Genomic DNA, 26,131 nt, shown 5'->3' with positions numbered 1-26,131 from the left:
TTAATATTCCCCCTATCTCTTAACTCTTTTTTTACGTATAAGTTTAATACTTGTATTTTCACACTCAGACTCTCTGTATTCAGAATTTTCAATATACATTGACAGTTTTGAAATAGTTGGATATTTAAATATATCACTCACCTTTAAGTTAATATTTAATTGTTCTCTCAATGCAGCAATAACTTTTATAGCTAATAAAGAGTGACCACCTATATCAAAAAAATCATCTTGCACTCCGATATATTCAATATCAAGTACGCTTCTCCATATTTTTAATACATTTTCTTCCAATGCTGTTGTTGCAGAAGCCACTTCAGATTCTTCATAATTCCAGTTAGGGTCTGGTAATTTTTTTATATCTACTTTTAGATTTACTGTTAGTGGTAACGATTCTAAACGAATAATTTTACTTGGTACCATGTACTCTGGAAGATGTTTTCTTAAAATATTTTTTAGATTTCCAGATTTATCAGTACTCTTATCAACAACGTATGCTATCAAGCGTTCACTATTTAAATTGTCTTTTGAAGAAATAACTTTTGCTTCGCTCATTCCTGCAAATTCAACAAGTATTTTCTCTATCTCTATAGGTTCAATTCTATGTCCCCTAATTTTTATTTGATCATCATTTCTCCCAACATAAACCATATTCCCATCATCTAAATAATAACCAACATCACCCGTTTTATATATTTTTTGGTTATCATTAGAAAATGGGTTATCTAGAAATTTCTCTTTAGTGAGTTGGGGCTTATTTAGATACCCTTTGGCAACTCCTTTACCTGCAATGTATATCTCCCCTAATACCCCTACAGGAACAGGACGCATATAGTTATTCAGTATATAAACTTGTGTATTATTAATAGGTTTTCCAATTGGTATTATGCTATCTTGTCGATTACTGTAGTCTTTTTTCACTTCATAAGTAGTGCATCCAACGGTCGCCTCAGTAGGGCCATACTCATTAATGAACGTAGTCTTTGAAGAAGCTTGCAACCATGGTTTAATAGTTTCGTAAGTTAAAGCCTCTCCACCTAAAATCCATTTATCACAATAATGGGATACTTCGTTAATATCTAGGTCGTACTCGAGCATTTTTAGATGTGAAGGTGTTAATTTAGTGAAACTTACTTTTCTAATATTGATTTGTTTGCTTAAATTATTAATTTCTTTAGATGGACTAATGAATACTGTTTTCCCTTGAGCTAAAGGAACTAGAAGACTTGTAAGAGTTAAATCAAACCCTATGGAACTATGGAGAATAGCACCTTCTCCTTCGTTAAAATAATCAATAACTGCATGTTGTATATAGTTACCAAAATTTTCGTGACTAATCATCACTCCTTTTGGTTGTCCTGTAGATCCTGAGGTATAAATTGTATAAGCCATATTTTGCAGCGTTATTTTTTCATTTTCATTACTCTCATTAATTATTTCTGTTGATAATAATTCATTAATAGAATAGATATGGACATTTATATCTGATAAATCTTCATATAAACCGTTATCACCTATTATTACTGTCTGTATTTGGGCATCTTCTAAAATGTAACGAATTCTTTCCTTTCCTAGAACAGTATCAATTGGAACAAAGGATGCCCCTAATTTCCATATGGCAAATATACAACTTAGTAAATTTATTTCCCTGTCCATATAAATACCTATCACATCTCCAGAGTTTATCCCTTTTTCCTTTAGCGAAGCCGTAATAGTATTTGTTTTATCAAATAGCTGTTTATAGGTATACTGTGAATTCCCATCAACCACTGAGTATGCATTAGGTTTTTTATATACGTTCTCCTTAAAAAGCTCATAAATGTGTTTGATATCTTTTTTACTATCTTTTCCTCTACTCAATTCATTTATAATATAAAGTAATTCGTCATTAGACATATAACTACATTCTTCTAAATTTTTATCAAGATTACTGATTATATTAAGTATTAGCGTTTGATAATGTTGTAATAGTCGTTGAGCATTCTGATCTGATAGATAGTAACTATCATACTTAATTTTTAAATACCAATTATTATCTTTGTCAGGAGTAACAATCATTGATATTGGATAATGAGAGTTTTCTCTTATCTCATCATTTAGAATTATTAGATCCTCCCAGTTTCCTTTAGACAGTTTGGGATATTTTTCAAAAACCAATATGCTATTAAACATATTCTCTTTTTGATTTATTTCACTAAGTTGTTTTAAGGATATTGGCGATATATGCTGATGCTGTTGAATACTATGTGATAAACTTTGAATATTCTTTAAATATTCGATTGTTCTTTGTGTCTTGAAATCGACCCTAATTGGTAATGTGTTTATAAACATACCAATTCTATGTTCAAATCCATCTAAGTCAGCGGATCTTCCAGAAAAAGTTGAACCAAAAACCACTTCTTCAGCACTAGTATAATTATGAAGTAATAACCCCCATGCTCCTTGAAGAATTGAATTAACGGAGAGGTGATTCTTTTTACCAACGTTTTCTATACGTTCAACTAACTCTTTGCTTACCGTTAATACTTTTTCATTTTTCCCAACATTTTCTCTTGTTTCATGATTATAAAAGAATTGAATAGGAGTTGGAGTATCAAATCCTCGTAAATTTTCTTTCCAAAAAAGTTCATCTGCTAATAAGTCTTTTTGATTTAACCAATCAACATATTCATTAAAAGATTCTCCAATGATATTATTTAATTTTCTGTCTTTTTTCAAAAGGTTATAGATTTCCATTATTTCTTCAAATAGCAATTCTAAACTCCAACCATCTAAAATAATATGATGATGAGTAAAAACTAATTTATATTTATTTTCATTCAAATGAATAAGTGACCATCTTAGGGGTGGTTCTTTACTCAAGTCTGAAATTTCAGATATGTCATTATTGAGAATTTCTTCTATTGAATTATTATTCATCTCTTCTTTTAAAAAGTGCTCTTTCCAAGATATCTTAATTTTTTTATGAGTAATTCTTAAAGGTTCTGAAAGTCTATCCCATTCAAAGGTACTCCTTAAAATATCATGTTTTTCTTGAACCGCGATAATACTTTCTTTTAATGCATTTATCTTTAACTTCCCCTCAAAATCAAGTATTTTTTGCACGATATAATATTTTTTTTCGGGTTCATAAATAGTATGAAATAGCATGCCTTCTTGAACTGAAGACAATTTTGATATTGATTCTATATTTTCCATGAAAACACTCCTCTATTTATATAAACTATAAATTTTATTTAAGTCTTCTTCTTTTAAATTAGAATCTTTTATTTTCTCTATTTCTTGTTTTTTTGACAAATCATATAATAATTTGTTAAGTTCAGTCAGATAACCATTCGCAATGTTTTCAATTATACTTTTCTCAAGATTATGTTCGTAATATTCAAAGCTAACTTCCAAACACCCATTAATAACCTTGGCCACTACATCTAAAATATAGTCACTATTTTCAATTACACTTGTATCATTTAAAGAAAAATCGTTATTAATTTTGAAAATTGATTTATTGTTCTGATTATCAAATTGTCCTAAATAATTAAATTTAATTTTCGGTTTAGCTAGGGTCTTAATCAGTGACTGCGTATATTCATCTGAGAAATCTCTTAAAATACCGAATCCCACACCTTTATGTGGTATTTCGTTTAACTTGTCACTTATTATGGTTAATACATCAATATTCGATTTATTTTCTAAATTATTTATTGTAAAACTAACAGGGAAAATGCTTGTAAACCAGCCAATCGTTCTAGATAAATCGACAGTACCATCGATATTTTCCCTTCCATGTCCCTCTAAATCTATAAGAAAATGGTTATCTTCATTCCAACTATTTAAAGCCAAATATAAAGGTGTTAATAATATTTCGTTTATTTTAAATTGCCCCGTCCTTAATGAATCTTTTAAAAGTTTACGAGTGGCGATAGGACTTAATTTTACTAGTACTTCAGCTCGTTTCTCCGTTCCTTCATTAGGAGTTAATGGAATATGCATTTCGTTAGCAACAAACTTTTCAGTCCAATAGTATTTATCTATATTCAATTTTTGCTCGTGGAAAAAGTCTTGTTGTTTCTTAGCCCATTCTTTGTATGACGTTGTTTTTTCTGGTAAGACAACTTCTTGATCATTAATTAATTGATTATAAACTTGAGTTAAATCTTCTATGAAAATTCTCCAAGATACTCCGTCCATAATTAAATGGTGAAATACCAACACTAATTTATTAGACTGAGTGGGTGATAATTTTATAAATAATGCTTTTAGTAAATTTTGTTCCAAATTTAGACTAGATTGAACTTCAATTATATCCTTTTGTATTTCTGCGTTTTGCTCATTAATAGTTAATTTCACATAATCTTTTACTTCAAATAACAAATCAATATTTTCTTCTATTTTTGGAATGTACTCATTTTTTCGTTTGTAAAACCTAGCTCGAAGAACATCATGATGATGTATAATTTTCTGTATAGATTTCTCTAATACTTCAATGTTTATATGAGTCGGCGTATCCAATATTAAGGACATATTCCAATGCTCTGGTATTTTCAAATCCTTATTAAAGAACCAATTTTGAATTGGCGTTTTAAATATTTCCCCAGTAATTTGATTTTGACTAATCTCAAAGTTTATTGTTTTTTTGCTAGTGTCTATATTTTTTATAGTTCTTTTCTCTAGTAAATCATTCAATTCAAGGTGAATTTCTTCTTTTTTAGCCTTGGCGACAATAAGCAAAGCCAAAATAGAATCTCCGCCCAATTCAAAGAAATCATCATCTATATTTACTTTTGGTATGTCTAATACTTCACTCCATATATGACAAAGGACTTCATTTTTTGAAAGTGTCTCAGAACATTTTTCCATGTGCTGTTCATTAAAGGCAGGACTAGAATTCATCAATTTTTTCCTGTCTAATTTGCCATTATGGGTTTTAGGCCATTCATCTAAAATATTGAAAAGAGAAGGGATCATATATTGAGCAAGAGACTGTTTTAATTGATCTCTAATAAAGTCAGAATTCAAGTGAGCTTTTTTGTTTTTTAATATGTGAGCAACTAATTTTTTCCCACTATTACTCTCTTTTGTCATAACTACAGCATCTTGAATATCAGAAATATTTCTTAGAGCCATTTCAATTTCTGTTAACTCAATTCGATTTCCTCTTATCTTAACTTGTCTATCATTTCTCCCGATATATTCTATATGATTTTCTAGAGTTACCCGAGCTAAGTCTCCTGTTTTATATAATTTCTTAGACGATATAACAGGGAATGGATTTTCGATAAAAGATTTAGCAGTAAGTTCTTGTTTGTTTAAGTATCCTTTTGCTAATCCAACACCAGCTAAGTAAAGCTCTCCTGTTACACCTTTTGGTTCTGGAGTAAGCTCTGAATTTAAAATTAAAGTTTGCATGTTGCTTATTGGGTTACCAATAGGCACATAGTTATAATGATCGTTACTATGACAAGTCCAATGAGTTACATCTATAGCTGCTTCAGTAGGTCCATAAAGATTATGGAGTTCACTATTTAGCAGTTGATGGAATTTTCTTTGTTGATTTTTTGTTAATTCCTCTCCACTACAAAAAACTCTCTTTAAAGTAATACACGTTCCCACTTCTTCGTTTTCTAAAAAAGCATTCAGCATAGAGGGCACAAAATGTACAGTTGTAACAGCTTCCGTTTTAATCGTACTTATTAAATATTGGCTATCTTTATGACCTTCAGGCTTTGAAAAGACAACTCTTGCCCCAGCTATTAAAGGTAAAAATAATTCCCAAACTGAAACATCAAAACTGAATGGAGTTTTTTGTAAAATAATATCTTTAGAATTAAACCCATAATATTCCCCCATCCATATTAACCTGTTCGCCACCGCACCATGTTGAACCATTACTCCTTTAGGATTTCCAGTAGAGCCTGATGTGTAAATAACATACATCAAATCTTCACTATTTATTAGTAAATCAAGATTGGAGATGGACTCATCGCTGTAATTTATAGTGTCAATACATAGAGCATCAATCTCTAAACAGTTATAATTCCACGTTTTATTTATTAAAATGATTGAAGCTTTTGTATCATCTAATATATAGTTAATTTTAGTTTCTGGTAGACTAGGATCAACGGGTACATAGACAGCTCCGGCTTTTAATATAGAAAGTAGACCTATAATCATTTCAAGCGATCTATCAAGACTTATCGCAACAAAATCACCTATCCCAACCCCATTTTTTTTAAGATATCTTGCCAGCTGATTAGACTTTTCATTTAGTTCTTTATATGTTAATGTTTCTCCTTCGTATTTTGCAGCAATCAGATTAGGTGTTTTCGCAGCCTGTTTTTCAAATAAAGAATGAATGCATGCTTTTTCATAATTCTTGTAAGTGTTATTAAATTTAATAAAAATATCGTTACGTTCTTCTTCTGTCAAAAAGTCTACTTTTTCTATCTGAATACTATTATTAATCTCAAAATTTTTTATCAACTCAGTCAAATGACTTGATATTTGTTTTGCATATTCATCTCTAATAAAATTACTATATAAATACGGTTCTTCATAAGTTAAATAACAGAATCTTTTCGCTTGTATCAAGTGTTCCTTTTGGAAGAACCCTACAAAATAACTTTCTTCCTTTTCCATTTCTTTTAGAAAGTTCTCTTTAGATATGTCCGTTTTATTATTCATTGAATCACTAGTTATTTTATTAAAAATATCCTTAATCGCCATACACTTTTCGATAGTTATTTTTATTAATGAAAATTCAGTAACGTTGTTTTCATTTTCGCATACAATAACTATATCCTTTTGTTTTGTATATCTGTAAATCAAAGCAATCCAAGCAGTTAGAATTACTTTATCATCCACTTCCCCCTTACTTATTAAAATTTTCTCTTTTGATTTAAAATCAGAAATAAAGTTAACAGAGAATTCCGGGAATTGAAACTCATTTAAAATTTTATTCAAAATTTTCTCTCCTTTTCAAAATAGAATAAATGGTAATAATAAACATAAATACAACAAAAAACTAGATTTAATAGTAAAATACATTTAGTACAACTCTAATATGATACATATTTTTACATTTGTCAATCTGGACGTTACCAAAATTTACAAATTCATTTGACTATCAAAATTTAGAATATTACAAAATACAAATACTCATATTTACATAATTACTTTTTTTTGGTAGTATGGTTAAATAAAATTAACTGGTTAAAAAGGGGTTTTTTGATGAAAACTATAAAAATAATCCAAACATATGAACAATTAAAAGCAATAAGTGACCCCCTACGCACAAAAATACTTATGTATTTAGTAGAGAGACCTTATACATGTCACCAACTGGCTGAAGAATTAAATTTAACGCGTGCAAAAATCCTATATCATTTACGCGAACTTGAAAAACATAATTTTATTAAATTAGTGAAAAAAGTCGAACAAGGGGGGAACCTTCTTAAATATTACCAGGCGGTTGCAAGAGGCTTTATTCCAGCAGATCATCTATTGAATTTCGTAGAATCGCAAGAAGCTACTCGACAATCCTATTTAGAAGTATTAAATCGAGCGAAAACTCGAGTATTAACAGCTCCTAATTCATCATTTGAAATCAATTCTTCAGAAGTTGAAGACTGGGATAGTTTATCATTACAAAGTGAGGTTTCAGTAACTAAGGAAAAATTTTTGGAATTTACAAAGAAGTATAGAGAATTGGTAGATGAGCTTGTAACGGATAACGAAATAGCTGAAAAAAATAATAATTATTATGTCATGATTACAGCCTTTAAAATTGACGAGTTTGCTTTTTCTGAAAAATCATAGAATTATAGAGGTGTTAGTATGGAAAGTAAAGGTATATCATTAATCCCTAAAAAATTAGTAAAACTTAAAGAGCCTGTAAATCCAAATGAACATTTACTTCTTAATAGATCTTTCCTTTTTCTCTGGCTTTCAAGTACTTTTTCTTTTCTTGCGCTATCAACTTATCTTTTTGCAGAACAATGGTACATCGTAAGGGAATTAAAACAAGAGGCTGTATTAGGGATTGTATTGATGGTTACAATGATTCCTAGAATATTTTTAATGACAATTGGTGGAGTATGGGCAGACAGAATAAAACGTTCGAGGATTATGTTATTTTCAAGTTTAACAAGATGTATTTTAGTGCTTATGATGATATTATTTTTACAATTAAGCTGGTTACAAATATGGCCATTAATTTGTTTTGCAGTACTCTTTGGATGCGTAGATGCTTTCTTTTCTCCAGCTAATTCCTCTCTTTTACCTATAGTAGTTTCAAAAAGTTTACTCACAAGAGCTAATTCGTTCATTCAGGGTTCTAATCAAATTGCAATGTTTTCAGGCCCTATGATTGGTGGGCTAATAATAACACTTTCTGCTTCCTTCAAAGTTCTTTTTTTAATAGTAGCCGTTTTCCTATTTATAACATTTATATTTTCATCATTTATTAGAGAAAAACAACCAGAAATAAATATAAATAATAAACACCACACCTCTACTAAAGAAGAGTTAAAAGAAGGCTTTAAATATGTTTGGAACATGCCTTTTTTGAAAAATTTGATCGTTATTTTAATAATTGTTAATTTTTTCTTTTTTGGTCCTTTGCTAATTGGCATACCTCTTCTAGTTAATAATGTTCTATTTGGCGAAGCTATCGACCTTAGCATTCTTCAGGGATCATATGAAATTGGAATGTTGTTAGGTGCTTTATTAATTGGCACCTTAAACCTTACTAAAAGAAAAGGGTTAGTCATACTTATTCTGATTAGCCTTCTTGGCATAGCCTTAGCTACATTAGGTCAGATTAACTCTGTATGGCAAGGCGTAATTTTATTATTAATAATGGGGATTTTTTCCTCGGTGATTAATGTTTTATTAATAACATCAATTCAAGAGAAAAGCCACGAAGATAAAATAGGGCGTGTGATGAGTATTGTCAATGCTTCATCTAATGGATTAGTCCCATTATCCTATGCATTTGTTTCATTATCACTATTCATAAACTTTTCAATTTCGCATATGATGTTGTTTTGCGGAATTTTAATTTGGATCATATCAATGCTGTATATACTCAAATCAAAAACAATTAAGGATTATGACTAATATTTGGTTAAATTCTTCACATATTAGAATCTCTATTCACAGAGAAAACGGCAGCATAATATTCTCAACACCAAAATTGTCAATTTCAATATCTATACTTTACCTTTGTATATATGTAGAATATCGTTCTATGAAAATAAAGAAATTCCCTGAATATAAAAAGCTCAATAGTATTGGTCATCCCTACCAAATCTATTGAGCTTTGTAATTATCTCTTTAAAATAGATAATTATTTTTTCAAACTTTCAGATTGGAGTTCTAATAAATCTTTTTTCATTTTTTAAAATCCCATCGAAAAGTCAATAATTTCCGTGGGGTTTTGGGTGGTTGGCGAACTGGTTTAAATTCCCTCCACTTTATAAGTGTTAATTACTTACAAGATTTGCATCGAATGTATGCTAAAATCACAGAAATGTGTAGTCTAATCACTATTCTTCAAATAAATCCATTGGCATGGTTTTCATAAATTCTTTCACTTCTCGAATGCCAGGAAGTTCACTTTCTACAAGTTCCACCCCTAGAACTTTTGCTAGTGGTTGAAGCATCGGTCTTAACTCCTTAGAGACAAATATTTTACTTGGTCTTACCTCTAAGCCTTGTAAAAATGCCCATAACAAGCCTTGTGCAATTGGTGGCGTTTTAGGCATAGGGAACAACTCGTGTTCAATAACCATATTGCTTCCTCGTTCAACAAGTATACCAGCAATCGGATAAACAGTGCGGTCCGTTTCTTCCATTTCTACACCAAAAGGCATGTAAAATACATCATATTCTACTTGTAACGCGCTTTTAGGCTTTTTCTTATATTTTGCTTTTTCAAACATCGAAATTTCCTCGTAACACTCATACGTTGGCTTTGACATATTTATTTGCAAAATATAGATTTCTTGTAACTCACCATCCATTTGCACTTTAAACGTTGGATATTGATGTGCAGCTAGCTGTGGATATTCCCAGCCATCCTTCCGAGCTTCTGTAAGATTAATCATCCTACTTACAACATCAATTAAAAGCTCTACCTCAAGATAATTTGGTCTTTCAGGATGCGTTCCCTCCAGATAGCTACGGAATTGAATCCAGTTCTTCTTCCCTCTATACGACAGCCCATAATCTTTAATTAGCAGATAATCTGCTGTATCTAATTCTTCTCTATCAACAAAATTCACAGTTAAAGCATTTAAACCATAGGAAAAATCGCTCGATAAATTTTTCTCAAAAAGAATTTTTTCTAAGCTATTATAGCCAAGCTCCATGTCAAAAATCATTAACCCAAACTCTTCACCACCAGCTCCCATAACAGAAACAAGTACTTTGTAATCTACATCTGCAAAATGAATGCCTACAACTTCATCATCACTAAAATATTGCCATGGCTTTAGCTTTTTCAGGTAATTTGTAAGCTCCAATAAAGTAAGATAATCTGGCTCTAGGTTTTCTAGTAAACTATTTGCCTCTTCATCCTCCCTTATCCGTTCATTAATTTCCTCCAAATCAATCTTGTCCATTTTACCCGTATGAATATTACCTGCTCCCGCAATACATAAAAGAGTTTCAGAGTTCGTCGGTAAATCCTCATTGCTCTCTAATCGAATAACAAACGATTCACTATTATCAATTATATGTGCAATGGCTTCATCACCGGATTGTCGAAGCCATTCGTCAACCAACTCTTCATCTGTATCTAAATCCGTATCATTTTTAGGTAAAAAACAAATCTTTTCTTTAGATACCCGTCCATCTTTTTTAACCATTTCAAAATTAAAATAGTCCGCCCCATCTAAATCAAAGCTTAGTATTATTATTTCATCTAGCAAGGAAAAACTACTGTTCTTCGGTAATACTAACTTTCGATAAATCTCTGGGTTTTTCTTACTTTCAATATGCAACTGTATCATTGTTTAACCTCCTTCTTCTACTTGTTCAAGTGATGCTAATGAAGCTACTGCTTAATTTAAATTCACCACATGTGCAATAATCGCTTACTCCATCTCTTCATTAAATATTTCTACTTTGTAGCTATACTCAAAGTGAACCACTTTCTATTCACTTTACTAACAACCTATCCGTTGTGCAATACTTCTAGATCTATTCCTCATCAATTGTTACACGTCTCAATACTTGCAGTGTAATTTGTGAAAAACACCCTAAGTTGTCTAGTAACAGCGCTTTATTGTGATTATAAAAATTACATAGAAAGGTGTTTTTGTGAATTTTTGTTCGTCATTTAATAGTATTTTAAAAAAGCCACTCATCCTCGTACTCGAATTCTATTTCCTTTTCTATTATTTCGTTCTTATGAAAATCCAACAATTCCCTATCATTAGATTGAAGTTTCCTTTTTGCGTCGGCTTTAATTCATCCCGATTGTTGTAGTTGCATAATTGCATCATAATGTGCATTCTTTTTTGGAATTTTACATCCAATTTTAAATGTAAGTATTTTCATCCCTAGGATTTATGCACCAACGAACTATCTACCAATTATTATGTAAGGTTTAAATTCCTATTCATTAAATCAATAATAAATCCTTTGTCACGATGTCTAACAGAGAATTTCACACTATTAGACTCCTTATTTATTTCTAACCCATATCCAAAAGTCCTTATACTTGTCATATAATTACATATTTTCTCAAAAGTTTCTATATTCTTATTTCTTAACATTTGTACCCAAAAGAGAATAAATCTGCTTAATATACAAAATTATATACACAAAAATAATTTGCTAACCAACTCTGGTAACATATACTAATTTTTGCAATAAAATTGTAAAAAAATAAATTATAGGTGGTTTTGTATATGGTTCGAAGTATTCCCGGTCCTAGTAAAAAAATTAGTACATATGGTATTGACACAAACAAAATGGCAAAAGTCATGAGGAACATTGCCTTAGAAAAAAAATCAAACTCAAACACTAGTAATTCTTCTAAAGGTAGTAAACAAAATCCTAAACAAGTTATAACTAAATCAAAATCTGCACTAGAAAATGGTGTAAGATCACAAATTACTAACAGACAATCTAATTCAATTTCGAACAATCCAACTAATATTAGATCAGATACTGGTTATCAAATTTTTTATAGTGTTGATTCCTCTAGCCTTGGTAGTTCAGTGATTACACTTAACAATCTCAATAGTATGGACGGTGTGAGAACAGCATCGTTAGATACCGTGGAAATTTCAGGGAAATCAAGAGAATTATTTGTGGCTAAATCTTCAAAAGATAAATATTGGGATATTGCAGGAACTGTTTTTGATATTGTAACTGATTTTATCCCTGGAGTCGGTACTGCAAAAGACATTTATAATGTTTATAAGACAATCGTAGACCCTAAATCAAAGGTTACAGATATTGCATTGGCTTTAGTGACTTAGTTCCTGGACCAAGTTTTAAAAAGTTGAGCAAATTTGCTAATGTAATTATAGACAAATTTGGTATAAATGAAAAAACTTCAAAAAAATTAAAAGATGCTTTAGTGAAAACATCAGCTGAAAAAATCAAAAAAATGAGTGTAGATGATACGAAAAAACTTATTAACTCATCTGAAGGTAAAGGTAACGATCGTGGACACACACTAGCTACTCATATGAATATTACTGATGAAGCATTACAAGCCCGATCTAAAACCAAAGACAAAACGGGGGCTAGTAAATTTACAAATCATAAAGTCATGCAAGAATTTGTTAATAATGTTCTAGATGACGAAGCTGATCATATTGCTAAATGGTTAAAATCAGACAAAAAAGATGATTTTACTTCTAGAAAACACAAATCTAAAACCCCTTTAGGATATGGATACAAATTTAATAAACAAAAGAATGAATATAAAAGATCTGACAAACTTGATACAGGGATAGTAGTACTAAAGAAAGATGATAGTAATGAATATGGTTTTATTGTAAAAACAGCATATCCATATGTTAAATAATTAAAATCTTGAAGTTTTGTTTATGGTTTATTAACATAATTTTTATAAGCTTTTAAAGGGGTTGAAAGAATGCAATCAAAAAGAGATATAATGTTTTATGATTTGCCAAATGAAGAATTAGAAAGAAAAATAAGACTTTCTTTTAATGATATTACTTGCTTTTATAACAGAGATATGGCGATCCGAGTTGTCAATGAAATACTGAATAGGAATAGCCAAGAAATTGCTCAATGGCTATGGGAAGACTCTAGTGAAGCACGTAGACGTATTAGATTAGAATCAAACCATGAATATCCTATTGGCTACGGTATTTCACAGCGCACAAAGCAAAAGTATACGGATCTAACAAAAAGTTATATCCTTTTAGAGAAATCAGGATTTTCTGAAGAAGGATTTTACATTATTTTCACAGCACCATTAATAGAATACAATCAATAAGGGAGTTATCGGAATGGAAAAGCTTGATGAAACTAAGTATTTTTTACAAGTCTATTTTGCCCCACAGGTTGAGTGGGAACAACTTGAAGATGCGGTTATTGATCATAGGAAACTATCTAGAAAAGAACGCTTAAAATTCAAAGAAGAAATCCTATATCTTAAACAACTATTAAATCAAAATCAATATGATAAAATACAAGATATTATTAATATCAAATACTTGGAATATACCCAAGTATTTGATGTTAGAGCAATACAAAGACTAGTGAATGAGATTTTACCTATTATCGAAAAATATGAATATAAAAAAGACATTTCTTATGTTCCTTTGAAAGCTCTAACTTATACGTTTGATACAATTATTATTCCAACGAATATGTTTTTATCTTTTGACCTTATTGCTATTGATATTCAAAGAGAAGGAGATACATTTATTCAACATTTCAAGCAGGATTTGCAATATGTAGAAAAAACATTTAGCGAGAATGATGAAACTAAAAAGAAAGAATTACTGAAAATAGCCAATGACAAAGGAGTCTATATTTTAGAATCTGAATACAGAGATTCTTTTATTCAAGAAATGTTTGAAAAATTATCTCAATAATTATTAATTCAACCAATTAAAAACTGAGAAGGTTTTTAATTCGAGTAACAAGGAGTTAACGTAACATGGAAACACTAACTATAAATGAAAGAACTTATAAAATTAAGTTTATCCCGTTTGAAGACAAATGTGGGCTGAAAGAAGATGGAACATATGACATAGCCTACAGTGGTCATAATATTGATATTCAGTTTAACGATGAAATATTTGATGGAAAAATATATGAAGAATCAAAATATAAAATCTCTTTTTTTTCTAATCCTTACCCTTTTTTTGGAGAAGATATAGAAATGATAAAGAAATATTTTCAGGAAGAACATGGGGTTCAGGAATTTTATTTTCTTGACATAGACAGCGATGAGGGTTATGTAAAATTTTAATCATGGATTAAAAAATAACCAAGACAGCATTTAAGCTATCTTGGTCTTTAAAGTTAAGGCTGGAATTGAGTAAGCCCGTAATCAAATAACGCATATAAACAACCAGGCACCTCCGGTACGATAAATGTATCAAATTAGAGGAGGTGCTTCTTTATGTCAACTACCAAACTAACAATTGTCCCTGTGACACTAGATCCGATCACTGACAACTCTTCATCAACAACTTCACCACAAAATTCTCCTGAGCCGGGCTGCATCATTAAAACAACTATCGCTGAAATTTCCTTCTTTAATGGCGTAGATGAGCGCATTATCTTTTAACGAATCTGAGCACACAGAAGAACAAAGCACAGCGACGATTACTTACACTGTTAACCGTAAACTACATAAGAAAAAACGGAATGATTCTTTTCATGATGGGATTGAAATAAAAAATTCTATGGCCAAAGTGAACAGGCAGTACACAATCAAGTGTACATAGCCATGATTGTGTACTGCCTAAACGTGTTGGCACAGCTAGCTACCAACAGTTCACAAACGTACTTACAAATTAGCCGTTTCCTAAAAGCGACCTTGTGGAAATCCGCACATATTTGGCTTCGAAAAATCAAAGGAAAGAGCATCCCGTAAAGGGTTCTATGTTCTATTGCCCTAGTCAAAGGTTATAGTAAAAATATGGATGTTTACTACCTCTGCTTACATGTCTTTGTTTTTCCTCTAAAAAGGCGAAAAAAGAAATCTGAAATTTCGGTCAAAATTCATGCGACGGTAGTGATCAATTGTGAATAAATTATTTTTAGCGTCGTGAAAGTAAAAAGAGGAGGAATAGTACATGAAGCACATATTGCTAGAGGATGACGATTTTAAACTAGAAGCAACTAAAGATAACTATGGTAACGTAAGGTTAACGCATACGTTTAAACTAGGTGTAAATACAGATGTTGATGAGATGCTTCTCACAAAAGATTAACAAATGCATTGAAAAGTTTTTATTGAAAGATGAAAACAATGTGTGATGAAACGAGTGTTATAGGTGTGTTGCAGATGCAGCACTCTTAGTACTATTTAAGCCCCAGCGCTCAGTTCCTAGTCCAAGGCTGAGCACTAGAGCTTTTTTTATTTTTTATTTCTTTCTTTTGATTTTATAATTATTAAGCTAATGACACTCATAATCGCAATTCCATACATAATTGTTTTATTGGTTTCACCCCAAGTGTCCACCATTGCTATTAGAATTATTATTAGTAATAAAAAGTAAAGTAAGTAACTCCGCATTTGTTAAACTCCTGTTTCTCTTAAGTATCGGAAAAAAGTGGAATTAATAAATCCCCACTTTTTCCCGTGTGCTTATTAAGCGAAATTTTTTAGAGCATTTTCGTTAAAAAAGTAGTTTTCATCTTCATTTTTTAGATTTTGTTTATCATTATCGTATGAAATTAAAGGTCCACAAGATCCTATGATTACATTTATATTAAAGAAATCTAAAAGTAATTGTTTTGAACCTGAAGATAATTTACTGCCTACAGAAAAATCTTCTAGAGCTTGATTAAGAGCTTTTGATTGGCTGTACCCTTTGTTTTTGCGATAATATTTATAATTTGTAAGAACTTGTTCCATTACCTTCGCAGCGCCACCAAGAGATTTCAATACTTTGTTAATTTTGAGGATTTTTGTTACAGGTACAAGTCCTCCAAGAGCTCCAACACATGCGGCTATTTCCGTAAATGAGTACGAGCGAGATACAATATACGGATTTTGAACCTCACTTACATCAAGTTGCTCTACACTTTCGTCACCTGATACTAAACCAAAGTTTAAATATTCTCCTTCAGCTGTTATTGTTAAACCTGATTCGTTTGATAACCATTTTGCAATTTCTTCAGCATCTTGTTCTTCTGGTGGTAGTTGCTTAAAAAGAACTCGAAAAATGTTATATTATTTTTAAAAAACATGTTTCATTGCTAATTTTCTCTAGTTACGAGCATGTTCAAACAATTATTCATTAAATTAACATCAAAAAAGTCTTAGATTAAATGTGAAGAGTGTGATTGAAATAAGTAATGATATTTCACAAAAAAATAGCAGTACAGAGTGAATGATTCTTCACCTGCACTGCCCAAATCTACAATATTTTATTGTTTAAATTTCAACACAAAAACTGTACCTTCTGCTCCCGATTGGACACTAATAGATCCATCGTGCAAATCAATTAACTGTTTAGTAATAGCCAATCCTAGACCTGTACCAGTTGTATCGTCTGTAGTATTAGTCCCTCGATAATATCGCTCAAAGAGGTTATCAAGCTCTTCCTGAGGGATTCCAGGACCTTTATCGGCGATGGTCAGCATAATTTCATTGCTGATATTTTGCGCTTCTACACTTACCTTTGTACCATCAGGAGTATATTTTTTAGCATTAGTTATTAAATTATCTAAAATGCGCTTCAATAAAAGCTCGTCAGCTTCGAGCATAAGATCACCATAAACCTTTACAGACACCTGCTCATCTGCATATCGAGGTAACCACATGTTGAGTGGTATTAACACTTTTTCAAGCTGGATCGCTTTATTTTTTAATTGGTACGTATATGTTAAATCTTGTATAAGAGCATCCATATACGTCGCCTTCTCCTGCATTGTAGTTGCAAAGACGCGCATTTCTTCCTTTGTCCACTCATAATCTTCAGAAGCAAGCATAGTTGAATAACCAAAAATAGAGCTTAACGGTGTCTTTAAATCATGTGATAAGCCTGTTATCCATTCCTCACGTAATTGCTCTGCTTGCTTAATTTGCCGTTCATTAGAGTCAAGACGTTCCGATAAGTGATTGAGAGATTCATCAACTGGCTGGAATAATTTAAATTTCCTTTTTAATTTACCTGTCTTTCGATGATGTACCTTCTTCTCTCTTACTTCACTGTAATCAAACTGTGCAAGTCGCTCAATACGAGATAGTACATAAACAAGAGGACGAACAAACTGTCGGGAAATGCTAATTGATAAAAAGATAACCCCAATTAGCAATATAATATGAAGTCCAAAGAAGGAAGAAACAAATACAATTAACGCTTTATTAAAAGGATCCTCAAATGGCTTGTATGATGGATTGGGCATCCGTACAACTAGAGTCGAGCCATCCTCCAAAGCAGCATTTTTTGTAAACTCTTTTTGCTCAAAAATATCGTATTTTTCTTCTAGCAACTGAGGCTTATGCAGCTTTTTATAACGCTCACCAATGACTTCTACACATTCCCATTGCTCATTATAGATTTCAACAGATGCCTTATTGTCATGTAAATGCTGGAGTACCAAGTTTGAAATTTCCCCTGTAGCCTTCCAATTTTGTAGTGATTCCTCAAAAAGTGGTTGGACAGGTGATATAGGGAGAAATAACAAATAATATTTAGAAATCTCCCACGTATGCATCCCCATTCGTTGAAGAGCCATTATTTCGGTATCTGACTTTCCACATAGTTCACATGTATCTCCTGTGTAATCAATAATGTCCATCGATTGATTGAACAAATAAAGTTGCCCTGCATTCTCCTTAGCCCGCTTTACTAAATCATCGCTAATTTCAACGGATTCACCTTTTTTTACAATGATTTCATCTTTTATTTCATCGTAAGTCATTGTATGAATATTTTCACCGGAGTTCTTATAGATAAAAAACGAAAAAAGCAAAAAACTAATAATAAAACCTATAATGATTAGTAAATAAAAAATGCTGAAATAAGACACAAAACGAAGTGTTAATCTTCTAGCTGGCTTCATGAAAGAACATCTCCAACAAGTTTATAACCAATACCCCTCACAGTTATAATGTAAGTTGGTTTACTTGGATTCTTTTCAATTTTTTCTCGTAGTTTTCGAATATGTACCATTACTGTATTATCATCGAACAAACAATCGCCCCATACACGCTCATAAATTTGCTCCTTTGATAATACTTGCCCTACGTTTTCACATAAATACTTCAGTAAGTGAAATAATCGCCCACTAATAATTTCCTTTATACCATCTACAGTTATCTCTGCTGCATCAATATCAAATGTAAACTCATCACATGTAAATAAACGGGTTTCTGGCACAACCTTTTTCTTCATATGTCTTGTAAGCTGTACCTTTACCCTCGCAACGAGCTCAAGTGGATTAAATGGCTTCGTAATATAATCGTCTGCACCGTTCATAAAACCGCGAAGCTTATCTGCATCACTACTTTTTGCAGTTAAAAAGAATATAGGCGCTTCACTTTGCTCACGAATAATATTCGACATATCCAGACCACTACCATCTGGAAGCATAATATCTAATAGATAAAAATCAAAAACCTTCATTTTAATTTTCTTTTTTGCTTCTTGAATTGTATAGCACAGTGTAATGTTTGAAAATCCTTCTTTTCTTAATATGATTTCAATCATTTCCGCAATTGCACGTTCATCCTCCAACACTAAAATTGACGCATCTTGCATACTATCACCTCTTATAAGATTACTTTAAAGTAGTCATTATTTTACGATAAGCCTTACCAACTACTATGTATACGATAACCAATTAAGGAGGTAAAACGCAATGAAAACAAAACGTGTTACCTTCATTGACGTAGGGTTAGTTAGTTTATTTGCCATCTTTAAAGGGAGAGAACTTGCTGAAATAATAGATGTAGATGGGACGATGTTTTGGATAGAAAGGCTAAAGTAATTGAGTCTTTCTAGTTGAGGTTCTTTTTTCTTTTTATGTTGCCAAAGATATTAGCTAAGATAGCATATATTAAGTTAGCAATTATAAAGGCACATGTAAAATATAATGTATAATATAAAAACGTCAGCATTTTAATATCCTCCTTCTGTGCGTCCAAATATGTCAAACCTGTTCAAATGGACATCGCTTATTTTTTAAAGTAGAAAAAGCTACACATTTCAAAATATACTTTCCTATGATTACAAAATGAAAAACAAGTAAATTTGCAAGTAATATCCCAAGTAAACTAAATACAATCAATAAAAGAAACTCGTTTTATTTCCAAAAAAGTAACTTCTCTATTCATTATGTTGCTATTAGACCAAGGGCCTATGATGTTCAACTTCATTGGATTCTTTCTAGTTGAGGTTCTTTTTTCTTTTTATGTTGCCAAAGATATTAGCTAAGATATCAAATATTAAATTAGCAATTACAAAGGCACATGTATAACATATAAACGTTAGCATTTTACTATCCTCCCTGTGCGTCCACATATGTAACCTGTTCAAATGGACCTTGCTTATTTTTTTAGTAGAAAAAGCTCGCTACACATTTCAAAATATATACTTTCCTATGATTCCAAAATGAAAATAAGTAAATTAATATCCCAAGTAAACTAAATACAATCAATAAAAGAAACTCGTTTTATTTCCCAAAAAGTAACTTCCCTATTCATTATGTTGCTATTAGACGAAAGGGCCTCTATGATGTTCAACTTCATTGGAGTCTTTCTAGTTGAGGTTCTTTTTTCTTTTTATGTTGCCAAAGATATTAACTAAGATAGCATATATTAAGTTAGCAATTACGACGGCAAGTGCTACATATAAATACGTCAGCATTCTATTAACCTCCTTCTGTACATCCAGATATATAAATTCTGTTCAAATGGACATCGCTTATATTATTTCAAATAGAAAAAGCTCGCTACACATTTCAAAATATATACTTTCCTATGATTCCAAAATGAAAATAAGTAAATTTGCAAGTAATATCCCAAGTAAACTAAACCCTTACATACAATCAATAAAAGAAACTCGTTTTATTATCAAATATGTAACCGTACTATTCATTCGATATAATGTAAGTATATTGGAATTACCTTATAGTAAAATAATGGGCTCCTTAATAAAACCTTAAAAGCTGAATAAGAGGTTTTAAAGTCTTATAAGAAGGTATATGACTATTAAATAGATAGGGGAGGCTTTGACAAAAACATAAGCAAGACCAATAAAATCGACTATTTTTGTAAGAAACCTTATGGCTTGCTTACATTCATTTTGTGATAATGCATTCATTTACTATACTAGAATTGGTCCTTTTCAATCTTTCCTTTATTTCGCCAATGAAGTTGTGTAGCGAGCTTTTTCTACTTTTTAAAAAATAAGCGAGGTCCATTTGAGATGTGTGAATACCTCTATACCCGTCGCTACACTTTCGGTATAAAAAATATTTGCTGAAAGAAGTAAAACAACTTTATTGTTACTTAATATCTCCGCTTCAATTTAGCAATTTGATTTCGATTATAAAAGAAAGTCCCCTAGATTTTTCATCATCTAGGGGACTAAAATAGTGCCTCTACTACACTATCTTTTATCCTAATCTTATATTATTTCAAGTGTATATGGTTGTGTACTAGCTCTATCGTAATAATCTCTTACTTCAATATAGTATGTTCCTTCATCCAGTTGGACTGTACCTACTTCAGCATCACCAGCTCCGTGAAGATCTAAAGTCTCTACTGTTTTTCCTTTTGCGTCAATAATACGAATGACGCCATCTAGTGCTTTTTCTGTTTGGAGAGAAAAGAACACATCGCGTTTGCGGTCATTGTTAAATTCAAAATAGTCCTTATCACCAAATGGAACACCTACATTTAAATATTGAGTAGCAACCCATTTATCGTCTTTTTTCGTAAGTATAGTTGGCTTTGTCGGTATACCGTTAACTAGCTTAGAATCTGCATCTTCATCTACTCTTTTATGATCAATCAAAGTTAAAGTATATGGTTGAGTTGATACTTGTCCAAACGCTTCTTTAACAAGAATAAAATAACCGTGATCCTTTTTAGCTTTAAAAGAGGTATCTAAGTTGTCAAACTGAATTGCTGCATCCCATTCTTTATCATCAATTCCCATATTGCCGTTTGTATCTTCAATAAGGCGGCCTGAAAGTTCCAAGTTCTTTTGAAGCTCTTTAGGTAATTGATCTAGCTGTTCCTTTGTGAATGGTACGGAAGAAACATGAATACTCATGACCTCATCTTTCCCCTGGTGTTTATAATAATAGTAATCAATATCCTCTTGATAAATGAGATGATTTTTATAAGTGATACCCGGTTGAATCATTTGAGGTGCTTCTGGCGTCTTATTATCTCTATTATAGGCTTCTGGAATAGCTGCTATTTTACTTGTTTTAAGCGTATATGGTTCAGAAGAACGCTCACCAAGATTTATTACTTTTACAACATAGGTTTTGCCCTTTTTCAATGCAACTGGCTTTGTATCATTTTCATTATTTGTTGATCTAAGAAGTTGATCGATACGCCCCAAACCATTAGTTAATGAAGTAACTGGGCTAAATTCATTTGTTTTCTCATCATATTCATATAAAGTACTAGCTGGTGATTGGTTCATACCTTTTTTTAATTGGAAACCATATAAGGCATCTTCTTTCGCTGTAAATAAGAAGTAATCTTCATCATCTTCTGTTTGGAAGTATGCTTTTTGATTTTTACCAATATCAAAACGAGTCGCTTTTTCCATAATTAAATCCACGTCAAATACATCCATGTCTTCTGGAATTCCAGATCCATCTTGAGGCGAGAACTTATTCATTAAATCAGTCATTATAGGTAATTGAGACTTTTGTTCGTTATTTTCTAGCACTTCTTTATTTAATGGAAACCCATCTTCATCTTTAGGAATGGTAACGATTTCACCTTTTAATGTGTAAGGAATGATGGATTCACTTATAATTTCTTCAGTGCCGCCACTAAGGAACATCTTAAGTTGAGTATTGAAAGGGTTTCTATTAGTTACGCTTATTACATACTCTTTATTAGGAATAGCATCGACAACAAGGCTTACTCCGTTGCCTTTATCCGTTCCGAAGGATCCTTGGATAGGATAGGCGTTTAAGTCTTTATCTAAGTCCTCTTTTAGATAAAGTTCCAAAGATGCTGTTGTAACACCTGGAATATCAGATAAATCAAATTTCAGTGTCGTTGGTTTATTTACTGTAAATGTAAAATAATCTTGGTCTCCTTGATGATCTTCAGAAAGTAGGGTATAGTTTTTTCCCGCTGTACTGAATGGGAATTTTTGAATCTTCTCCTTATGTTCCATATCTAATGAATCAATTGGCAATTTTTTAATCGTTTGAGCTGTGAAGACGTAGTTAGAATCGCCCTTTGTGCTATAGCCACCATTATAATCTTTAACTCCAATAAGAAGGGTTCCCTTTTGATCTGCTTTATATAGGTATCCTTCTTGCTCGCCTACTCGAACATCATTGACGTTAATGGGTTCTACTTCTTCGTTGTGACCTTCAGGGTAGAAGTACAAATCAAATGCATAATCGTATTTGTTTGCACCTTTTAATGTCAGTTGAGCATATTGACTTGCCTCTAAATCAACCTTGTACCATTTCTTTTCGTCCGGCTGCTTGAATTCACCTTTTTCCGTATTCAATGTATTCTTTTTAAGGACTTTTGCATTTTTCATACGCTCTTCTTTTGTTTCAGAATACTGTTTAGGTAAATTATTTAAGTCGAATTGCAATGCTTTTACAGGATCGACAAGACCATGTCCAAATGTAAGATCATAGCCCTTCTTACCTAAATCCTTTGCGGTCATTTCAAGAATTGCTTCTATTTCATGAGGCTTTAAATTTGGATATTTTGATTTTAGTAGAGACGCTATACCTGCAACTACAGGAGATGCCATAGATGTCCCACTATCTACTTTAAAGGATGATCCTTTTTTCTCATCATAAAATGTACTGTATACACCTTCCCCTGGAGCTACTACGTCAACTGACGGTCCGTAGTTTGAATAGTCCGATAATTCATTTCTATCATTCGTAGAACCTACACCAATAACGCCTTCGTAAGAAGCAGGAAATAAGTAATTATCTGTCGTTTCATTTCCAGCAGCAGCTACAATGGTAACTCCTTTTTCAATTGCTTTCTGAACAGCTTCCTTCAGTAGTGTAGAATCTTTATAGAGGCCCAGGCTCATATTGATAACATCAGCACCTTGCTCAATAGCGTAAAGGATGCCTTGTGCAATGACAAAATCATTGGCAATTTCTTCTCCATTGAATACATCAATTGGAAGAATCTTAGCATTCGGATTAATCCCATGTCCTCCAATACCATTATCTTTTGCCGCGCCAATAATTCCTGCTACGTGCGTTCCATGGCCAGCAGGAGAATATGTATTGACAGGTGCTGCAGCATTATATGGTGGAAGCACTTGAGATTTTAAATCCGGATGTTTGAAATCCACACCGGAATCGATAACGGCTACTTTTACTTCATTGTTGCCTGCTAATTCTAGGGCCTTATCAATTTGAAGTAGATTCAAATGATACATATCCTTTTTCTTTGGATCTACTCCTGTGTCAAAGGAATGATACACGTAACTTGGGGATACACTTTTAACTCCTTTTTGCTTGGCATAATAAGGAACCGCTTTTTCTAAAGTTGTTCCTTTGTTTAGTTTGATAACATCGTATCCTAATGAAGGAATCGATCGGATCACTTTTGAGCCAATCTGTTTATGTACATTCTTATCAAGACCTGAATGTTTGACTATAATAGTATCCTTACTAATCCAGTCCTTTTGATTTTTCGATGTTTGTTCCTTATTGCTAGCTAGCTTCACTAATTCTTGGTTCTTCGCTGTTTTTTGTGGTGCTTCAGCAAAGGCAGAAGTAGTAGGAACCATTAGTGCAGCAGTTGCTACTAAAGCAATTGATTTTTTAACCCAGTTCTTCAATTGTTTTACCTCCTTGAGTGTTTTAATGTGAGTCACATCTGTACTACATTGAATGAATGATATGATAGATTTTCATTCAATATAGTGTAAGTATATTGGAATATCCTTATAGTAAAATAATGGGCTCCTTAACAAAATCTTAAAAACTGGATATGAGAGTTATAGTAGATTAATGGGAATAAATCGAGTTTCTATTATTGTTTTTATGCGTGGGTCAGCTTGCTGGGATATTACCCCAGAATTTACTTATTTTTCAATTTGGAATCCAAGGAATAGCAACCTATGTAGAGAAAACCGACAATGTATATGCTAATAGAAGCCACTTAAACATTTATGATTTCCGTGCAAACGTAACATCTCCGGGCATGGATAATGCGGGTTTAGCTTTTTTCTTATTAATTATCCATCCACCGATATTTACCACTATAAAACATCTAATGCTCTGTATTTTAAATAGACTCAAAAGCTTAAAACACAAATAAAAGAATAAGGCTGTCCCAAAAGTCGTTTCCCCGACGTTTGGGACAGCCCATTCTTAAAATAATGAAGCCGACATATTATTCATAATATGAAATAACATAGCTGGAATAATAGAGTTCGTTTTTTTACATAAAATCGCCATTAAAAGTCCCATGAAGAAAGTAAATACCATTACTCCAAGTGAGTATGAATGAGCAATTCCGAAGAAAAAGCTTGTTAAAATTGCTGCAATCCAAAATGGAAAGCGTTCGGAGAGGAAGCTAAGTATAAAACCGCGGAAAATGAGCTCTTCAAAAATAGGCGTGAATATTACAATGCTGATAAGTGATACTATTTGATATTGATTAAAAACGTCCAAGTTTAGTGCGGATGATTGCTGCTTTGTTGCGTCTTGGAATACAGAACTTAACAAGATATAGTTGAGAATGTTTAGGGTGAAAAAAAGAAGTAAGTATCCGTAAGTTCGCCATTCTTTAATCGCCTTAAAGTTTAAAGATTTTAGTAATAATCTTTCCGCTGGTTCAAATTTAAATATGAAGAATAACACCATGGCTAGTTGTAATGCGATACTGGCAGTGTTTGCCATAGATTCATACATGGCAATTTGTTTTTTATTAGTTAAACTGTCTGTATAATTAGTTAAGGGTATTGCTAGGAATAAAGTAACGAGTTGAGTCCCCAAAAAAGCAAATAAAACTGAGCTAATAAATTCCCCCCATGACATAGAGTATTTCTGTTCATAAGGAAGTTGTGTAGCTGGTTGCATATGTAGAATCACCTCTATATATTTGTATTTATAATTAGAAATTCTTTTAGGATTCTATGTTTAATGATTACATATTTTTGATTCTTTAATGTTTAATCCTTATTGCTAGCTAGTTTCACTAACGGTGCTTCAGCGAAGGCCGAAATAGTAGGAACCATTAGTGCAGCAGATTCTACTTTAGCAACCCAGTTCTTTAAACTGTTTTACCTCCTTGAGTGTTTAAATGTGAGTCACATCTATACTATATTGGAATAACCTTATAGTAAAATAATGGGCTCCTTAATAAAATCTTAAAAACTGAATAAGAGAGTTATAGTGAGATTACAGATTAATGGGAATAAAACGAGTTTCTTTTATTAATTGTATTCGTGGATTTAAAAAGTCGATTTATACCTAAATTTTAGGTATAAATCGACTTTTTCAGTGTCTTCTAAAAACCGCCCGGTCCTTTTTTCGATAGAGAATATCCGATAATCTGTATTACGTTCCTTCATTCGATTCATCTATCAATCGTATCGGAGATGACAAGTTATTTATATACATAATTTGATTACAAGCTTACTTTTTTAAGTATAATCTTACCTAAAATAATCGAGTAGGAGGGAGTGATTAACTCCCGACCTCTCAGTCGAGTAGCCAATAGGACTTTCACCCAAAGGCTCTCACAGAACCGTACGTGAAC

General features: G+C 32.0%; 19 protein-coding genes and 1 pseudogene. 11 read left to right on the top strand and 9 right to left on the bottom strand.

All coding sequences use genetic code 11. The features are described 5' to 3' along the window. Window positions 1–12: 12 nt before the first annotated feature. Window positions 13–3,195 carry a non-ribosomal peptide synthetase gene (locus tag ACQKOF_RS22060; RefSeq protein ID WP_427561771.1) on the bottom strand — a complete coding sequence of 1,061 codons (3,183 nt, stop codon included), beginning with the start codon at window positions 3,193–3,195 and terminating at the stop codon, window positions 13–15. Window positions 3,196–3,207: 12 nt separating this feature from the next. After that, window positions 3,208–6,957, bottom strand: coding sequence for an amino acid adenylation domain-containing protein (locus tag ACQKOF_RS22055; protein WP_427561768.1), 3,750 nt, complete (start codon window positions 6,955–6,957; stop codon window positions 3,208–3,210). A gap of 267 nt (window positions 6,958–7,224) precedes the next feature. Between ACQKOF_RS22055 and ACQKOF_RS22050 the strand changes: the two genes are divergently transcribed. Then, window positions 7,225–7,812, top strand: coding sequence for an ArsR/SmtB family transcription factor (locus ACQKOF_RS22050; protein WP_427561765.1), 588 nt, complete (start codon window positions 7,225–7,227; stop codon window positions 7,810–7,812). Between the two features lie 18 nt (window positions 7,813–7,830). Further along, window positions 7,831–9,114 (top strand): MFS transporter, encoded by a 1,284-nt coding sequence (locus ACQKOF_RS22045; protein WP_427561762.1) that lies wholly within the window; start codon window positions 7,831–7,833, stop codon window positions 9,112–9,114. Between the two features lie 428 nt (window positions 9,115–9,542). Here ACQKOF_RS22045 and ACQKOF_RS22040 read toward each other — a convergent pair whose 3' ends face one another. Next, window positions 9,543–11,009, bottom strand: coding sequence for a DUF7309 domain-containing protein (locus ACQKOF_RS22040; protein ID WP_427561759.1), 1,467 nt, complete (start codon window positions 11,007–11,009; stop codon window positions 9,543–9,545). Between the two features lie 903 nt (window positions 11,010–11,912). Between ACQKOF_RS22040 and ACQKOF_RS22035 the strand changes: the two genes are divergently transcribed. The 8 genes and pseudogenes from ACQKOF_RS22035 to ACQKOF_RS22000 all read left to right on the top strand — a co-directional run bounded on the left by ACQKOF_RS22035 (window position 11,913) and on the right by ACQKOF_RS22000 (window position 15,434). After that, a complete protein-coding gene (locus ACQKOF_RS22035) occupies window positions 11,913–12,488 on the top strand; it encodes a hypothetical protein (protein ID WP_427561756.1) in 576 nt (191 codons plus the stop codon). A 23-nt stretch (window positions 12,489–12,511) separates the two neighbouring features. Then, on the top strand, window positions 12,512–13,042 hold the full coding sequence (locus ACQKOF_RS22030; RefSeq protein ID WP_427561753.1) for an RNase A-like domain-containing protein: 531 nt from the start codon (window positions 12,512–12,514) through the stop codon (window positions 13,040–13,042). Window positions 13,043–13,111: 69 nt separating this feature from the next. Further along, on the top strand, window positions 13,112–13,480 hold the full coding sequence (locus tag ACQKOF_RS22025) for an RNase A-like domain-containing protein (protein WP_427561750.1): 369 nt from the start codon (window positions 13,112–13,114) through the stop codon (window positions 13,478–13,480). A 13-nt stretch (window positions 13,481–13,493) separates the two neighbouring features. Then, entirely contained in the window at window positions 13,494–14,084 is a 591-nt protein-coding gene (locus ACQKOF_RS22020) for a hypothetical protein (RefSeq protein WP_427561747.1), read from the top strand. A gap of 65 nt (window positions 14,085–14,149) precedes the next feature. Next, complete coding sequence (locus tag ACQKOF_RS22015; protein ID WP_427561744.1) at window positions 14,150–14,464, top strand: hypothetical protein; 315 nt, start codon at window positions 14,150–14,152, stop codon at window positions 14,462–14,464. Between the two features lie 153 nt (window positions 14,465–14,617). Next, window positions 14,618–14,785 carry a hypothetical protein gene (locus ACQKOF_RS22010; RefSeq protein WP_427561742.1) on the top strand — a complete coding sequence of 56 codons (168 nt, stop codon included), beginning with the start codon at window positions 14,618–14,620 and terminating at the stop codon, window positions 14,783–14,785. 108 nt (window positions 14,786–14,893) lie between these two features. Further along, window positions 14,894–15,094, top strand: a pseudogene (locus ACQKOF_RS22005) (IS4 family transposase); the annotation flags it as partial. Window positions 15,095–15,296: 202 nt separating this feature from the next. Then, entirely contained in the window at window positions 15,297–15,434 is a 138-nt protein-coding gene (locus ACQKOF_RS22000; protein WP_427561739.1) for a hypothetical protein, read from the top strand. Window positions 15,435–15,580: 146 nt separating this feature from the next. On the opposite strand, the gene ACQKOF_RS21995 is transcribed toward ACQKOF_RS22000, so the two are convergent. The 4 genes from ACQKOF_RS21995 to ACQKOF_RS21980 form a co-directional block, all read right to left on the bottom strand. Beyond that, window positions 15,581–15,739: a hypothetical protein gene (locus ACQKOF_RS21995; RefSeq protein ID WP_427561736.1), complete on the bottom strand. Its 159-nt coding sequence runs from the start codon at window positions 15,737–15,739 to the stop codon at window positions 15,581–15,583. Window positions 15,740–15,814: 75 nt separating this feature from the next. After that, on the bottom strand, window positions 15,815–16,081 hold the full coding sequence (locus ACQKOF_RS21990; protein WP_427561734.1) for a hypothetical protein: 267 nt from the start codon (window positions 16,079–16,081) through the stop codon (window positions 15,815–15,817). A 515-nt stretch (window positions 16,082–16,596) separates the two neighbouring features. Next, window positions 16,597–18,237 (bottom strand): sensor histidine kinase, encoded by a 1,641-nt coding sequence (locus ACQKOF_RS21985; protein WP_427561731.1) that lies wholly within the window; start codon window positions 18,235–18,237, stop codon window positions 16,597–16,599. Continuing rightward, on the bottom strand, window positions 18,234–18,935 hold the full coding sequence (locus tag ACQKOF_RS21980) for a response regulator transcription factor (protein ID WP_427561728.1): 702 nt from the start codon (window positions 18,933–18,935) through the stop codon (window positions 18,234–18,236). The genes ACQKOF_RS21985 and ACQKOF_RS21980 overlap by 4 nt, the downstream gene beginning before the upstream one ends. A gap of 100 nt (window positions 18,936–19,035) precedes the next feature. Here ACQKOF_RS21980 and ACQKOF_RS21975 point away from each other — a divergent pair, with 100 nt between their 5' ends. Beyond that, on the top strand, window positions 19,036–19,164 hold the full coding sequence (locus ACQKOF_RS21975) for a hypothetical protein (protein ID WP_427561726.1): 129 nt from the start codon (window positions 19,036–19,038) through the stop codon (window positions 19,162–19,164). A gap of 1,640 nt (window positions 19,165–20,804) precedes the next feature. Here ACQKOF_RS21975 and ACQKOF_RS21970 read toward each other — a convergent pair. Beyond that, window positions 20,805–24,203 (bottom strand): S8 family peptidase, encoded by a 3,399-nt coding sequence (locus ACQKOF_RS21970; RefSeq protein ID WP_427561723.1) that lies wholly within the window; start codon window positions 24,201–24,203, stop codon window positions 20,805–20,807. Window positions 24,204–24,738: 535 nt separating this feature from the next. Then, window positions 24,739–25,449, bottom strand: a complete 711-nt coding sequence (locus tag ACQKOF_RS21965) for a CPBP family intramembrane glutamic endopeptidase (protein ID WP_427561720.1) — start codon at window positions 25,447–25,449, stop codon at window positions 24,739–24,741. Window positions 25,450–26,131: the final 682 nt, after the last annotated feature.

Origin of the sequence: Lysinibacillus sp. NPDC093190, from assembly GCF_050280425.1 — a bacterium.
In the GTDB taxonomy this organism is placed as follows: Bacteria; Bacillota; Bacilli; order Bacillales_A; family Planococcaceae; genus Lysinibacillus.
This window is presented reverse-complemented; position numbering and strand designations above follow the sequence as displayed.

What these genes read in the sequence shown, in the direction of transcription:
- ACQKOF_RS22060 (WP_427561771.1), bottom strand. Translation starts at nt 3,195, where the DNA reads ATGGAAAATATAGAATCAATATCAAAATTGTCTTCAGTTCAAGAAGGC.
- ACQKOF_RS22050 (WP_427561765.1), top strand. Translation starts at nt 7,225, where the DNA reads ATGAAAACTATAAAAATAATCCAAACATATGAACAATTAAAAGCAATA.
- ACQKOF_RS22045 (WP_427561762.1), top strand. Translation starts at nt 7,831, where the DNA reads ATGGAAAGTAAAGGTATATCATTAATCCCTAAAAAATTAGTAAAACTT.
- ACQKOF_RS22040 (WP_427561759.1), bottom strand. Translation starts at nt 11,009, where the DNA reads ATGATACAGTTGCATATTGAAAGTAAGAAAAACCCAGAGATTTATCGA.
- ACQKOF_RS22035 (WP_427561756.1), top strand. Translation starts at nt 11,913, where the DNA reads ATGGTTCGAAGTATTCCCGGTCCTAGTAAAAAAATTAGTACATATGGT.
- ACQKOF_RS22025 (WP_427561750.1), top strand. Translation starts at nt 13,112, where the DNA reads ATGCAATCAAAAAGAGATATAATGTTTTATGATTTGCCAAATGAAGAA.
- ACQKOF_RS22020 (WP_427561747.1), top strand. Translation starts at nt 13,494, where the DNA reads ATGGAAAAGCTTGATGAAACTAAGTATTTTTTACAAGTCTATTTTGCC.
- ACQKOF_RS22015 (WP_427561744.1), top strand. Translation starts at nt 14,150, where the DNA reads ATGGAAACACTAACTATAAATGAAAGAACTTATAAAATTAAGTTTATC.
- ACQKOF_RS22010 (WP_427561742.1), top strand. Translation starts at nt 14,618, where the DNA reads ATGTCAACTACCAAACTAACAATTGTCCCTGTGACACTAGATCCGATC.
- ACQKOF_RS22000 (WP_427561739.1), top strand. Translation starts at nt 15,297, where the DNA reads ATGAAGCACATATTGCTAGAGGATGACGATTTTAAACTAGAAGCAACT.
- ACQKOF_RS21995 (WP_427561736.1), bottom strand. Translation starts at nt 15,739, where the DNA reads ATGCGGAGTTACTTACTTTACTTTTTATTACTAATAATAATTCTAATA.
- ACQKOF_RS21990 (WP_427561734.1), bottom strand. Translation starts at nt 16,081, where the DNA reads ATGGAACAAGTTCTTACAAATTATAAATATTATCGCAAAAACAAAGGG.
- ACQKOF_RS21985 (WP_427561731.1), bottom strand. Translation starts at nt 18,237, where the DNA reads ATGAAGCCAGCTAGAAGATTAACACTTCGTTTTGTGTCTTATTTCAGC.
- ACQKOF_RS21980 (WP_427561728.1), bottom strand. Translation starts at nt 18,935, where the DNA reads ATGCAAGATGCGTCAATTTTAGTGTTGGAGGATGAACGTGCAATTGCG.
- ACQKOF_RS21975 (WP_427561726.1), top strand. Translation starts at nt 19,036, where the DNA reads ATGAAAACAAAACGTGTTACCTTCATTGACGTAGGGTTAGTTAGTTTA.
- ACQKOF_RS21965 (WP_427561720.1), bottom strand. Translation starts at nt 25,449, where the DNA reads ATGCAACCAGCTACACAACTTCCTTATGAACAGAAATACTCTATGTCA.